Source organism: Microbulbifer thermotolerans (assembly GCF_001617625.1).
Lineage (GTDB): Bacteria > Pseudomonadota > Gammaproteobacteria > Pseudomonadales > Cellvibrionaceae > Microbulbifer > Microbulbifer thermotolerans.
Window position 1 is genome coordinate 395,484 of record NZ_CP014864.1, and the last position, 14,179, is coordinate 409,662.

Here is a 14,179-nt window from a genome sequence, read left to right on the forward strand (position 1 = left end):
GTCCCTTAGATGGCTTCGGCCACTCTTGCTGCGTTGCCTTCGTTCGCGGTGGAAGACTCGTTTGCATACCAGCGGCAAAGGGCGTGGAGTTCGTCGCGCGAAAGTGGTTGCACCGGCTGTTCGAGGTCGATGGCGGCATCCAGGCGGGAGCGCTGGAATTGCCACTCGGTGCGCGCGAAGGGGCGGTTGGGGGCCACGGCGCGGTCGAATTTTTGTTCCATTGCGGTAGTGGGGGTGCCAAGGCGGGCGTCGATACCGGCCACCTGTCCCCAGATGCGCACGATTTCCTCCATGCGCACTTGAATACCGCCGCTGGAGTGGAATACCTCGAAGGCGTCACCGGTATCTCTGCGCAGTGTCAGGGCGCAGGCGTCGGTGCAGAGTTGGTCGATCGGAACCAAATCTGGCCGCGCCTCCGGCAGCAGATCTACGGTGATTTCTCTGTGACCGGCAGCGGCGATGGCGATCATCGCGTCCTGGAACATGTAAAAACCGAAGCCGTTGCGGTGCGCCCAACCGGTGTGGCGGTGTCCGACCACCACCGTTGGGCGGAAGACTGTGATTGGCAGGCCGCAGCGCAGATACAGCAGATGCAGCGATTGTTCCGTGCTCCACTTGGTGACTTGGTAGGTGTTGACCATGCGGCCCCTGGCGTGCAATTCCTCGCGCACCGGGCCGCCGGCCATACCGGCGACATAGGCGGTGGATACATAGTAGAAGCGGCGGCAGCGGGGGGCGCAGCGCACGGCGGTTTCGTACAGGCGCGCGCTGTTGCCGACGTTGGTATCGAAGGAGGTCCCCAATTTGTGGGCGGAGTAGCTCATCTCCGCGGCCACGTGCCAAATTTCGGTGATTTCCTCCAGTCCGGCGTTGGCTAGCTCATCCTCCAGGTCGGCGAAGTCGATATTGAGTACCCGCAGGTGATGTTTTACTGCGCCGCTCACGTCAAGCCCGCATCCGCGGGCCGCGGTCAGTATTGCCTCTGTGGTCCGCACGCCGTCGGGGTCATTGCGGGATACGGCGGTCACTTTGGCACCTCGGGCCAGAAGATTCGCGGCCAGGGCGCTGCCGACAAAGCCGGTGGCGCCGGTAATCAGTACCTGATGCACTTCCACTCTCCTTTTCTATCCGGTTGATGGGGAAGCGGTGGGCGTCGCCGGGGATAGCCCTGCCCACCGGGTGGAGGAATCAAAGTTCGATGATGTGTTCATCGACTTTTACGCCCACGTGGCGCCCCGGTTCGGTACCAAAACCGAGTACGCGGTCGCCGGGCTTGAGTTCGGTGACGTTGAGGGGTTTGGCCTCGTCGGAAAAAATCCGCACGTGCCAGTCATCCTGCATGATGATGTTGACTTTGCGGTTCTCCGGGAAGGTCGCCTCGATTAGCAGCAGTGGCCGTATCTCGGTTTTTGTGCGCCCTACGTAAATCTGCCGGGTCTCGCCGCGGGCGTTTACCGTAGTCAGCTGACTGCCGGCGCGCAGTTCGCTGATGTAGCTGGTGCGGTCGTTGCTCTGAAAGACATAGCTGTGCACCGAGGCAGCGTTGATGCGGAAGGGACGCAGCTCCATGTAAGGAAGATGGAACACTTCCGGGCAGCAGAGGATGCCGCCGGTGGAGGTGGAACCCACCAGTATGCCTTCATCCGGGTTGAACATGTGGGTGGTGTCTATGCAGGCGCGGTAGCCCAGTCCCAGGTGGGTAATGCGGTCGATCACACCCACCTGGATTTCGATCCTGGGCGACGCTTGGGCGTCCATTTTGCTGGCGAAGCGGTCGAACTGTTCCATTGTTGTAAAGGAGGTCAGTACGCCGTCGCTGCCTAGTTCGAGCACGCCGAGGGCAATGACCGCATCGTCCACATCCTGGTGCACCTCCTTCAGCAGAACCGTATTGGTTTTGTGCAGTTCTGCGATGACCAATTCCAGGGGGATATTGGTGGGATCTTTAAAAGAGACCATTAGGTGGTCGAAGTGCATTCCCAGGTGAAAGGAGGCGTGCAGGCTGGTGGCATTGTCCACATGCATGCGGAGGCTGGTGCGGAATCCAGCTGCCCGGGCCGCGTTCAGTACTTGAGGCTCATAGCTGGAAATAACCGCCACGCGCTTGCCGTCACTTTCAGCCCCGGCCTTTTCGGTGAAGTGATTCCAGTCCTCAAGGGTTTCCAAATGCAGTATCCGCTGCAGGCGCGGTGAAACCGCTTTGTCCATTTCTGCGATATTGTCGGCGTAAAGCACTATGCCGTTGTAGCGGCCTTGCCCCAGGCGTTGGACGATCGCTTTGCTTGAGTCCTCGTCCATGGTCGCCAGCACGCGGGAGTCGTACCAGAGTAAATGTTCACGGCTTTGTGGAACTTCGGTTGTAACCGGGAAGAGCGCAGTGTTGGCTGGCGCCGCCGGTTCGAGTGGCGTGGTGGGGCCGCGTTTGGACGGTGTTGCCTTGGCTGCGCCATTCTTGCGAGAGGTTTTTTCCGCGGCTGGGCGTTTGCTCTGCACTTGTTCCATATCGGTTTCCTGACTTGCTGGTGGTTGGATTAACCGTCGACCGGGATCGGCACTTCCTTGGCGGCTTGCGCGGGGACAGAGAGAGCACAACAACTGCGGAAGGCTTCCCTGCCTACAACCGGCGGCCGTTTGAATTGACTGCAGACTATTTAAGGGAGGGAGGGGCGTCACCTAGCAGAATTGAGGGGTGTCGGAGACCGCTAGCAGTGTTAATCAGCGCCGTTCAATCTGCGCGAATTCTGTAGTTGGTTTCGGGTCGGTTTCGCCGTTTGGGTTGTGCCACTGTTACAATGCGCTTTTTTCCACCCGGGGGAGGTATGGCGCGAAACGCAGCAGTGGGCGAAATAACCGTTCTGGAACAGCGACGCTGGCAGGAGGAGCTGGCGGACCTCGTGACCGACCCCGCGGAATTGATCGAGTTGCTGGGCCTGGACCCGGCCCAGCTGCCCCAAGCCCTGCGCGCCAGCGGCGACTTCCCTCTGCGGGTGCCTAGGCCGTTCTTGAAACGCATGCGCCGCCGGGACCCGAGCGACCCGCTGTTGCTGCAGGTGTTGCCGGGTGCGCCGGAGCTGCAGGTCAATACGGGCTTTAGCGCCGACCCCCTTGACGAAGCGCGTGCCAATCCGGTGCCAGGTGTGGTGCACAAGTACCGCGGCCGCTTGCTGCTGATCGCCGCGGGCCAGTGCGCGGTCAATTGCCGCTACTGCTTCCGCCGCCAGTTCCCCTATGGCGACAACCACCTGAGCGGGGGGCGCTGGCAGGAGGCGCTGGACTATATCCGCGAACGAGACGAGCTGCGCGAAGTGATTCTCAGTGGCGGCGATCCGCTGGTACTGGGAGACCGCCAGTTAGCCCGGCTGACGCAGGAGCTGGCAGAGATCGAGCACCTGGACAAGCTGCGGGTGCACAGTCGCCTGCCGATTGTCGTTCCCAGCCGGATAACCGATGAGCTGGTCCACTGGTTTACCAGCACGCGCCTGAAGCCGGTGTTGGTGCTGCACTGCAACCACGCCAATGAAATCGATGGCGAAGTGCAGGCCGCGCTGGCAAAGCTCCGCGCCGGTGGCGTGACCCTGCTCAATCAGGCCGTGCTGCTCCGTGGCGTCAACGACAGTGTCGGCGCGCTGGCAGACCTGAGCGAAGCACTTTTCGATGCCGGCGTCCTGCCTTACTACTTGCACCAACTGGATCGGGTGCAGGGGGCCGCCCACTTTGAGGTGGAGACGGGCCGCGCCCAGTGGCTGGTAGAGCAGTTGCGCAACCGGATGCCCGGTTACTTGGTGCCGAGGCTGGTGCGGGAGATTCCGGGACAGAGGTCCAAGTCGCCGCTCTAGCCGCCTTTTCGAATTTGTGTGACCTGGATCGCTTTTCGCTCTTCCTTCCGCCCTTGTACCCCACTGCCGCGGCCCCCTAAACTACCCGGCTCGCGGCTTTGTGTGAAATCCCGCACTTGTAGTGCCGCAGTCAGGCATCAAAGAGCGTAGAATGAGCAGCAACGACACCATCCGACTTCTCCTGATCCACGACACGCCTTCCGAGGCCCAGCGCCTGGTAAGCATGTTGCACAATGCCGGCCGTTCCAACCGGGCCCAGCATGTCGCCAGTGAGGCGGCGCTGACCAAGTTACTGCAGGACAAAACCTGGGACCTGCTGATTGCCGAAGAGAGTAGCAAACAGTTGCCCGCGGCAGTGGCGTTGCGCACCATCAGCAAATTGCAAAAAGACGTGCCGGTGATCCTGCTCACCGAACGCGAAGGCGCGCAACCGGTGGTGGAGGGGTTGAAGCTGGGGGCGCGAGATGTCGTCACCGTAGACGAAGACCAGCACCTGCTGCTGGTGATACAGCGCGAGATGACCGCCCTGGATAACCGCCGGCAGGCGCGTCTGCACGACCGTCGCTACCACGCCACCTTGCAGCGCGCCAAGGAACTGCTGGATAGCTCCAAAGATGCCATCGCCTATATCTCGGACGGATTGATCGTCTATGCCAACGAGTCCTTCGCCGAGCGCTTCGGCTACAAGAGCAACGAGGACGTCGAGTACCAGCCGTTGATTGATATGCTGGCTGAAGCCGAGCAGGAAGAGGCGCGCGAATTTCTCAAACAGTGCACCATCGACAATAACGAAGTGGAGGCGAAGGAGTGGAAATTTACCGCTAAAACCGCCTCCGGCCAGCAGTTGCCTACCCGTGCCGAGGTGCTCTCCACCATCTATGACGAAGAGCGCTGCCTGCAGGTGCGTATCGCCGCCCGCGGCGGTGACGCCGAGCAGCTGGAGGCGCAACTCAGCGATATCAAAAACCGGGACCCGCTCACCGGCCTCTACAACCGACAGCATTTCCTGCAGCTATTCGACTCGGCGATCAAGTCCGCCGCCGGTTCCCAGCGCACTGGCGGTCTGATGTATATCGAGGTAGACCGCTTCGAAGAAGCCGTGCAGAAGGCGGTCGGCGTAGCCGGCGCGGATGCCATGCTGAAAGGCCTGGCGCAACTGTTGCAGTCCAGCCTGCGCCGCGGCGATATCGTGGCCCGTTACGGGGAGGAGAGCTTCTGCCTGCTGATCCCGGACACGACCCCGGACAGCGCCGAACACCGCGCCGAGGAAATCGTGAAGAAAATCGCGGACACTATTTTCGATGCCGCGGGCAAAACAGTGCAGATTACCGCATCGGTGGGGATTTCTCTGTTCAGCGAAGCCTCCGCCGGCGCCCAGAAAGTGTTGGATCAGGCCCTGGAGGCGCATGACCAGGCACTGGCGAAGAGTGAGCAGGGCGGCGCAGTTGCACTCTATGAACCGGATACCAGCCAGGAGGGTGACGTTGATACCTACCGCCGCGCCCGCGTGGTGCAGGCTCTGGAAGCCGGCAATCTGAAATTGCTCTATCAGCCCATCCTCAGCCTGCAGGGAACTGGCGAGCAATTGTATGAAGTGCTGGTGCGCTTGGTGGACGGCAAGGATGAACTGGCGCCTGTGGCCTTCCTCGAGGCGTTGGGAGACGCTGGCCTCTCCAGCAAAATGGACCGCTGGGTGATACTCACGGCCATCAAGTCGGCCGCCGCGCAGCGCGCCGCCGGCAAGGATATTTCACTGCTGCTGCATATCACCGCCGCCTCCCTGGTCGACAGCGGCTTGCCCGCCTGGCTGGGGGTGGCCTTTAAGGCCGCCAAGGTGCCGCCGAAATCGGTGGTTTTCCAATTGCGGCAGGAGGATATCAACAGCAATCTGCACGCGGCCCGGGATTTCAGCAATCAGGTGCGGGAGCTCGGCTGTCGCGTCGCTATCTGTCACTTTGGCACTGGGCTCAACCCCTTTAAGGCGCTGGAACATGTGAATGTGGATGTCGCCAAGGTGGACCCCTCATTCGTGCGCGAAGTGCAGGATGAGGGCGAGAGTAGCGATACCCTCGCCAATCTGATCCAGCAGCTGGGGGAGAGCGACATCAAGGTGATCGTGCCTCATGTCGAACAGGCCAGTATGCTGCCCACCCTGTGGCAGACGGGCACCGACTACATCCAGGGCTACTATGTACAGCCGCCCGCGGATGAGATGAACTTCGACTTCAGTCTCGACTGATTGCGCCGTCTTCTCTGAGGGCGCGTTCATCATTTGCTGTGCTTCGGGTATCCTGTGCCGCGATTTAAATAAGCAGAATACTTTTGGAGCCATCCCATGATGTCCCGCTTACTCTTTACCAGCCTGTTTGTCGGCGCCCTTGCGCTGGCAGGCGGCTGTGCGAAATCGGAGCCACCGAATACGTCCGACAGGGCGGACAGCCCCGCCTCCACAGCGGCAGATGCCGACTCGCAACACGCTTCGGCGGCGATGCCGGAATCCGGTGTCGACTACCACTCCCTTGCCAATACCGGCGACTACCGGGTACAGCACCTCGACCTGGATTTGACTGTGGATTTCGAGCGCAAAGTGCTCGAGGGTGAGGCAGTGTTGCAAGTCGAGCGGCTGACCGACGAGAACCCGCCGCTGGTACTGGATACCCGCGACCTGGAAATCGAACAGGTGAAAGCGGGGCAGGGCGGAGATATGGCGCCGGTGAAATTCCGTCTCGGGGAAAAGGACAGCCACCTGGGTACGCCGCTGGAAATTCAGCTGCCTCAGGGCGCCACCAGCGTCTCCATTGCGTATCGCACTTCTCCGGGTGCTTCCGGTGTGCAGTGGCTGGAGCCGCGGCAGACCGCCGGCAAAAAACATCCCTTCCTGTTCACTCAGGCTCAGCCTACACACGCGCGCAGTTTTGTCCCGCTGCAGGACTCCCCCCAGGTGCGTATTACCTACAAGGCCACCATCCGCACGCCGAAAGCGCTGCGCGCGGTGATGAGTGCAAACAACGATCCCAAGGCGGAAAAGGACGGTGTTTACGAATTTGAAATGCCGCAACCGATCCCCTCTTACCTGATCGCACTTGCCGTGGGCGACCTCGAGTTTAAACCCATGGGCGAGCGCACCGGTGTCTACGCGGAAAAGGTGTTGCTGGATGCGGCGGCGAAGGAATTCGAAGATACCGAATCCATGCTGGAGGCCACCGAAAAGGTTTACGGCCCCTACCGCTGGGATCGCTACGACCTTCTGATACTGCCGCCCAGCTTCCCGTTTGGCGGCATGGAGAACCCGCGCCTGAGCTTTATCACGCCGACCGTTATTGCCGGGGACAAGAGCCTGGTGGCGCTTATCGCCCACGAGCTGGCGCACTCCTGGTCCGGCAACCTGGTGACCAACGCCTCCTGGCGCGACTTGTGGTTGAACGAAGGCTTCACCACTTATCTGACCAATCGTATCATGCAGCTTATCTACGGCGATGAGCGCTACCGGATGGAAATGGCGCTAGGCTACGATGACCTGCAGGCGGATCTCGCCGATCGCCCCGACAAAGATGAGATTATGGCCATCGACCTGCGCGGTCGCGATCCTGACGAGGCCTTTTCCAATATTCCCTATGAGAAGGGCTCTCTCTTCTTGTATGAATTGGAGCAGAAAGTCGGACGCGAGAACTTCGACCGCTTCCTGCTCGATTACTTCAACCACTTCTCCTTCCAGAGCATTACCACGGAAGATTTCCTGGCCTACCTGGAAAAAACGCTGTTGAAGCAGTATCCGGACAAGCTCGATGCCGCGCGGGTCCGCCAGTGGATCTATGAACCGGGTATTCCCGAGGGCGCCCCGCACCCAATGTCGGACGCCTTCAGCAAGCTGGACCCGGTGCGCCAGCAGTGGCTGGACGGAAAAATCCGCGCTGGAGATATCGATACCCAGGGCTGGACTTTCCACCAGTGGAAATACTTCCTCGACGGCATGCCGGAAAAACTGAGCGCAGAGCAGCTGAAAGAATTGGACGCTGCCTTTGGTCTCACCGAGTCCAAAAACAACGAGGTCGCCTTCAGCTGGCTGATGATCGCCGTGCGCAACGACTACCAGCCCGCCTACGCCCGTCTGGAGAGCTTCCTCACCGGTATCGGCCGCAATAAATTTGTGCGCCCGCTGTACCGCGCCATGGTGGAGACGGGTAAGAAGGACGAAGCCGCGCGTATCTTCGAGAACGCCAAGGCCGGCTACCACCCGCTGACGGTCAAGGTAAACAGCCGTGTTATCTACGGAGACGAGCAGGGCTGATTTCCTAGCGGAAAATTCCGCGCTGAGCTATTCAGCGCGGAACACTTTGCGAAATCCGCGATTCGGCGAGTGAATGGAGGTTATCGTGAGCAAAAGACTGGTTTCTCTGCTGCTGTTGGCTCTGTTGGCCGGCGGCTGTAGCGGTGACAACAATGTCTGCGCGGAGCGAGACAAACCCCGCAGCCTGCCGTTTCCCCACGCGGATCTCTGAACCCCAGCTTTATCTATTTTGCCGGAGCGGCTACAGGCCGCTCTGCGTCAGTTTTCCTATCTGGGCATCATTCAGGCCGAACAGGTACAGAGCGGCATCCAATCCGAAGCCACTAATGGCCTGGGGCGCTTCCAAACGCACCTTGGGTTTGGGGTGAATGGCGATGCCCAGAGCGCCCAGGTTCAGCATCGGAATATCGTTGGCGCCGTCACCTACCGCAATCACTCTGTCCAGGCCCAGCCCCAAATCTTCCGCCATTTGCTGTAGCAGTGCCCGTTTGCGCGCACCGTCGACTATCGGCTCTATCACGTCGCCGGTCAGTGCGCCCTGCGCGAATTCCAGCTGGTTGGCGTGCACAAAATCCACCGGCAGCCGCTCCCTCTGCAGATAGTGGGCGAAATAGGTGAAGCCGCCGGAGAGGATCGCCGTCTTGCAGCCCAGGGCGCGCAGGGCACCGAGCAGCTTTGCGGCACCGTCTTTCAGCGGCAGTTCGGCGGCGATTTCCGCCAGGCGGGTTTCCGGGAAGCCCTTGAGCAGCGCCATGCGCTTTTTGAAGCTCTGGCGGAAATCCAGCTGACCGCGCATGGCGGCCTCGGTGATGGCGGCAACCTGCTCGCCGATACCGGTGATTTTTGCCAGCTCGTCGATCACTTCGGCATCGATCAGTGTGGAATCCATGTCAAAACCCGCCAGGGCGGGCACCCGCTGGCTGTCTCCCGGTTGCAGCACCAGGTCGGCCTTGAGCTTCTCCGCTTGTTGCAGGCAGGCGTGTTTGGCCGTAGAAAAGTCCAGTACCGCATCGATCTGAAAGCGCAGCACTGTGCGCGTATCGCTTTGCGCCAGGGTATCCACTCCGGTCACCGGCCAACCGTGCTCCGCGAAGAAAGTCAGCAGCTGTCGCAGCTGTGACAGGGTGACGGCGGGGGACAGCAGGGTGACGCACCAGGGTGCCGATACCGGTGCTGGTTCGGCGGGCGGTGGCGCGGGCTCGCTGGCGGCGGCATCCGCGAAGGGCGGTTCGCCATTCACTGCCAGGCCGAGGCGCGCCATGTCTCCGCGGTATTCCAGATAGCGCAGGGCGCCGTCAGCGGAGGCGCCGGCAATCTGCTCCAGGGGCAGGTGGAATTCTCGTGCGGTGGTTTGTTCGCCCATGGCAATGGTCCCTGCGGCCGTGACTGATGGAACCGCGCATTATAGCCCCGGGGTGGTAATTCGCTAAAATCCGCGCAAGGAACACAACAACGCGCCAAACCTATGATCGCTTCACTGTCCCTGAAACAATTGCCGGAACGCATAACCGCCCTGCCACAGAAGGCGCAGCAGCAGTTGCTGGCAGCACTTATCTGGCTGGTGCTGGCGCTCTTCTGCGGCGCAGCGCTCGGGCACTATCACGGCCAGCAGGTAGCGGCCGCCACTGCCAGGGACCGCGCCGAGGCGGAGGCGGCGGCAAAGTTTCTCGCCGCACAGAGCCTGGAGCCAATCGTCGCTGGTGACCGCATCAGCATACAGCTGCTCGGCCAACAGGTATTGGCGCTGCCGGCTATCACAGGGGTCTCCATTCGCGATGTGGAGTCCAATGCGCTGGCGCAGGTGGGGGACATTCACAGCGGCGAGTCGGTGACTGCGCCGGTGGTACTGCACGACAGTATCGCCGGCAGCGTCACCGTCAATCTCTTGCCCGGTGGGGACATCCCTTTCCCCTGGGCTAGTTTGTTGCTGTGCCTGGTGTTCGCACTGCCGATATCCGCCGCTGCTGCGCTGGCGGCTGCGAGTCTGATTCGGCGCCGCAAGCTGCCGCTGGTGCAGGCGGTGCCGACGCCTCGAGCGGTCCCTGAGGTCGCCGTCGGCCTCTACCTGCGCCCGTTAAACTGGGCCCAGCTCGGCAACCAGTTGAGCCGCAGCGCTCTGGAGAAGCTTGAGCGGGCACTGGAAGGGCAGCTGCAATTGCTCGGGCGCATATACGATGCCCAGCCCCTGAAACATGCGGGCCCGCAGCAGGGGCTCGGATTCTGCGGCGAGGATGCGGCTTTCCGGGCTGTCTGCTGCGGGCTGCTATTGCGCGAACTGCAAGGCGCCACCCGCGCCGCGGGCCTGCAATTGGGCTTGGCGGTGGTGCCGGCACAGCTTTCGGTATTCGGTTTTGCCAGCGAACTGCTGCTCGCCCAGACTCGCGGCCTGTCCCTGCACCCGGAGCTGCTGGGAAACCCCTCTCTTGACGGGCGCATAGTGCGGCACGACGCCAGCTGGGGCGCCGAGATCACCGGCCTGACACCGAACTATCAGAAACTGCTGGATAACCAGTTGCGCCAACTAGTGCATAGTCACGCAACCTCTGAGCCCTGAGGCTCTAGGGCTCGCCCCGGAGTATCAGGGCACTGCTGCCCTGTCGACATAGCTTCCCCCGCCTGAGCGCCCCGCTCCCCTCAAAGCGCTCACTCGTGCTTGTTAATGCTTCCTGTCGTATGAGTGACCGACAGCCTTGGACTAGTCCGTTTTGAACAGGTGGTTTACGTTTACGTTAACGTAAACTCTTGCTAGTCTCTGACTTGTTCAGAGGAGATTCCATGAAAGCCAAAGCCGCCAAAGAGCCCGCCAGCTACAGTATTTCCGAGCTGGCGCGGGAGTTCGACATCACTACCCGCACTATCCGCTTCTACGAAGACAAGGGGCTGATCAGTCCCGCCCGCCGGGGGCAGACCCGTATATACAGTCCCGAGGACCGGGTGCGGCTGAAGTTGATACTGCGCGGCAAGCGGCTCGGATTTTCCCTGGAGGAGAGCCGGGAAATCATCGATATGTACGATCCGGCCGGGGGCAATGTGGAGCAGCTGCAACGGCTGCTGGCCGCCATTGAACAAAAACGCGCGCAACTGCATCAGCAGCTGCGCGATATCCAGAGTCTGATGGGCGAATTGGACGAGGCCGAGGCCCGGGCTCGCGCCGCCCTGGAACAGAACACCGATCACTGACGAGAGAATTTTTACGGAGTCGCTATGAATACCCCTTACCGCACCCTGAATTTCGGTCTCGGTGAAGAAATCGATATGTTGCGCGACATGGTGTACAAGTTCTGCCAGGCGGAACTGGCTCCGCGCGCCGCGCAGATCGACGAGGAAAACCAGTTTCCCGCGGATATGTGGAAAAAGTTTGGAGAGCTGGGCCTGTTGGGGATGACGGTCGAGGAGGAGTACGGCGGCTCCAACATGGGCTACCTGGCTCACGCGGTGGCGATGGAGGAAATTTCCCGCGCCTCCGCATCCGTGGGCCTCTCGTACGGCGCCCACTCCAATCTTTGCGTCAACCAGATTCGCAAAAACGGCACGCCGGAGCAGAAGGCCAAATACCTGCCCAAGCTCTGCTCCGGAGAACATGTTGGCGCGCTGGCAATGAGCGAACCCAACTCGGGTTCCGACGTGGTCAGCCTGCAGTTGCGTGCGGAGAAGAAGGGCGACCGCTTTATTCTCAACGGCAACAAAATGTGGATTACCAATGGGCCGGATGCCAACACCTATGTGATTTACGCGCGCACCGAGCCGGGTATTAGCTCCGGCGGCATCACAGCATTTATTGTCGAACGGGATTTCCCTGGGTTTTCCCGCGCGCAGAAACTGGACAAGCTGGGTATGCGCGGCTCCAACACCTGCGAGCTGGTGTTCGAGGACTGCGAGGTGCCGGAAGAAAATATTCTCGGCGAACTCAATGGCGGGGTGCGCGTACTGATGAGTGGTCTCGACTACGAGCGCACCATTCTCGCCGCCGGTCCGGTGGGCATTATGCAGGCTTGTCTGGATGTGGTGGTGCCCTATGTACACGAGCGCAAACAATTTGGCCGCGCTATCGGTGAGTTCCAGTTGATGCAGGGCAAGATTGCGGACATGTACGCGGACATGAATGCGAGCCGGGCGTATCTTTACGCAGTGGCGAGAGCCTGCGATCGCGGCGAGGATTCACGCAAGGACGCCGCCGCGGTGATTCTGTTTACCGCCGAGCGCGCTACACAGATGGCCCTGCAGGCGATACAGACACTGGGCGGCAACGGCTATATCAACGAATACCCTACCGGCCGTTTGCTGCGCGATGCCAAACTGTACGAAATCGGCGCCGGCACTTCGGAGATCCGCCGTATGCTAATTGGCCGCGAACTCTTTAACGAGACCCGCTGAGCGGGCGGCAGCCGGAAAACTGTGAACACACTTTTATGAATCAGTTGCAAAGTAAAATTAACCCCCGCGACGCCGCCTTCGCTGAAAACAGCGCGCACATGCGCAAGCTGGTGGCGGATCTGCGGGAGAAAGTTGAAAAAATTGCCCAGGGTGGCGGCGAGCGCGCGCGGGAAAAACATCTGGCGCGCGGCAAGCTGCTGCCGCGGGAGCGCATCGATGCGCTGCTGGACCCCGGCAGCCCGTTTTTGGAGTTCTCTCAACTGGCCGCCTACCAGGTCTATGAAGAAGAAGTGCCGGCCGCCGGAATTATCACCGGTATCGGCACTGTGTCCGGCCAGCCTTGTGTCATCGTTGCCAACGACGCTACGGTGAAGGGTGGGACCTACTATCCACTTACGGTAAAAAAACACCTGCGAGCCCAGGCGATCGCGGAGCAGAACAATCTGCCGTGCATTTATCTGGTGGATTCCGGTGGCGCCAATCTGCCGCGCCAGGATGACGTCTTCCCTGACCGGGAGCATTTCGGCCGCATCTTTTTCAATCAGGCGAATCTATCGGCGAAAAATATTCCGCAGATCGCCGTAGTGATGGGCAGCTGCACGGCCGGCGGCGCCTATGTGCCAGCCATGGCTGACGAATCCATTATGGTCGCAAACCAGGCGACTATCTTTTTGGCCGGTCCCCCGCTGGTGAAGGCCGCCACCGGCGAGGAGGTATCTGCAGAAGAACTGGGCGGCGCCGATGTGCACTGCCGCACCTCGGGTGTGGCGGACCACTACGCCAACAACGACGTGCACGCCCTGCAGCTGGCGCGGCGTTCGGTGGCGCGCCTGAACCGGGTGAAAAATCCCGGCCTGGATATCCGGGAACCGGTGGACCCCCTCTATCCGGTCGAGGATATCTACGGCGTGGTGCCCAAGGACCCGCGCCAGCCCTACGATGTGCGCGAAGTTATCGCCCGCATTGTGGATGCCTCGGAGTTCGATGAGTTCAAAGCCCTCTACGGCACTACTTTGGTCACCGGTTTCGCGCGCATTCACGGCTATCCGGTGGGTATTGTCGCCAACAATGGCATTCTCTTCTCGGAGAGCGCGCAAAAGGGCGCGCACTTTATCGAGCTGTGCGCACAGCGCCAAATTCCTTTGCTGTTTCTGCAGAACATCACCGGTTTTATGGTGGGCAAACAGTACGAGGCCGGGGGTATCGCCAAGCACGGCGCCAAAATGGTGACCGCCGTGGCCACAGCCAGAGTGCCGAAAATCACCGTGTTGATCGGCGGCTCCTTCGGCGCTGGCAATTACGGCATGTGCGGCCGCGCCTACGATCCGAACTTCCTGTTTATGTGGCCCAACGCGCGCATCTCGGTGATGGGAGGAGAGCAGGCTGCCGGTGTATTGGCGCAGGTCAAACGCGACCAGATGGCCGCCCGCGGCGAGCAGTGGAGCGAGGAAGAAGAGCGGGCTTTCAAGGCGCCGATTATCGAAACCTACGAGCACCAGGGACATCCCTACTACGCCTCCGCGCGCCTGTGGGATGACGGTGTCATTGATCCCGCCGACACCCGCCGCATACTGGGATTATGTTTGGCCGCTGCCAGTTACAAGGCCCCGCAAGAGACCAAGTTCGGCGTATTCCGCATGTAATTGCGCACCGGTATTCGAAGATCAATGCCCTTTCCCAC

Annotated in this window: 11 protein-coding genes; 8 read left to right on the forward strand and 3 right to left on the reverse strand. The window is 60.8% G+C overall.

The genetic code is table 11. From position 1 onward, the window contains the following. Positions 1-5: 5 nt before the first annotated feature. Positions 6-1,109 (reverse strand): SDR family oxidoreductase, encoded by a 1,104-nt coding sequence (locus tag A3224_RS01600; RefSeq protein ID WP_197463028.1) that lies wholly within the window; start codon positions 1,107-1,109, stop codon positions 6-8. 79 nt (positions 1,110-1,188) lie between these two features. After that, a complete protein-coding gene (locus tag A3224_RS01605) occupies positions 1,189-2,502 on the reverse strand; it encodes a 3-dehydroquinate synthase II (protein ID WP_197463030.1) in 1,314 nt (437 codons plus the stop codon). 317 nt (positions 2,503-2,819) lie between these two features. Between A3224_RS01605 and epmB the strand changes: the two genes are divergently transcribed. From epmB to A3224_RS17390, 4 genes are all read left to right on the forward strand, one after another. Next, positions 2,820-3,836, forward strand: coding sequence for an EF-P beta-lysylation protein EpmB (gene epmB / locus A3224_RS01610; protein WP_067150595.1), 1,017 nt, complete (start codon positions 2,820-2,822; stop codon positions 3,834-3,836). Positions 3,837-3,987: 151 nt separating this feature from the next. After that, the gene (locus A3224_RS01615; protein WP_067150598.1) at positions 3,988-6,075 is read left to right on the forward strand and encodes an EAL domain-containing protein; all 2,088 of its coding nucleotides are present in this window, start codon (positions 3,988-3,990) and stop codon (positions 6,073-6,075) included. A 96-nt stretch (positions 6,076-6,171) separates the two neighbouring features. Beyond that, positions 6,172-8,124 carry a M1 family metallopeptidase gene (locus A3224_RS01620; RefSeq protein ID WP_067150601.1) on the forward strand — a complete coding sequence of 651 codons (1,953 nt, stop codon included), beginning with the start codon at positions 6,172-6,174 and terminating at the stop codon, positions 8,122-8,124. A gap of 85 nt (positions 8,125-8,209) precedes the next feature. Beyond that, on the forward strand, positions 8,210-8,335 hold the full coding sequence (locus tag A3224_RS17390) for a hypothetical protein (RefSeq protein WP_265966517.1): 126 nt from the start codon (positions 8,210-8,212) through the stop codon (positions 8,333-8,335). Positions 8,336-8,365: 30 nt separating this feature from the next. Here the strand turns inward: A3224_RS17390 and serB are convergent, their stop codons facing one another. Then, positions 8,366-9,487 (reverse strand): phosphoserine phosphatase SerB, encoded by a 1,122-nt coding sequence (gene serB / locus A3224_RS01625; RefSeq protein ID WP_067150604.1) that lies wholly within the window; start codon positions 9,485-9,487, stop codon positions 8,366-8,368. A 102-nt stretch (positions 9,488-9,589) separates the two neighbouring features. On the opposite strand from serB, the gene A3224_RS01630 reads away from it, so the two are divergent. The 4 genes from A3224_RS01630 (at position 9,590) to A3224_RS01645 (ending at position 14,141) form a co-directional block, all read left to right on the forward strand. After that, a complete protein-coding gene (locus A3224_RS01630) occupies positions 9,590-10,678 on the forward strand; it encodes a hypothetical protein (protein WP_067150607.1) in 1,089 nt (362 codons plus the stop codon). 221 nt (positions 10,679-10,899) lie between these two features. After that, complete coding sequence (locus tag A3224_RS01635; protein ID WP_067150610.1) at positions 10,900-11,304, forward strand: MerR family transcriptional regulator; 405 nt, start codon at positions 10,900-10,902, stop codon at positions 11,302-11,304. Positions 11,305-11,328: 24 nt separating this feature from the next. Continuing rightward, on the forward strand, positions 11,329-12,498 hold the full coding sequence (locus A3224_RS01640) for an isovaleryl-CoA dehydrogenase (protein WP_067150613.1): 1,170 nt from the start codon (positions 11,329-11,331) through the stop codon (positions 12,496-12,498). Positions 12,499-12,533: 35 nt separating this feature from the next. Next, positions 12,534-14,141 carry a carboxyl transferase domain-containing protein gene (locus A3224_RS01645; protein ID WP_067150616.1) on the forward strand — a complete coding sequence of 536 codons (1,608 nt, stop codon included), beginning with the start codon at positions 12,534-12,536 and terminating at the stop codon, positions 14,139-14,141. Positions 14,142-14,179 lie beyond the last annotated feature (38 nt).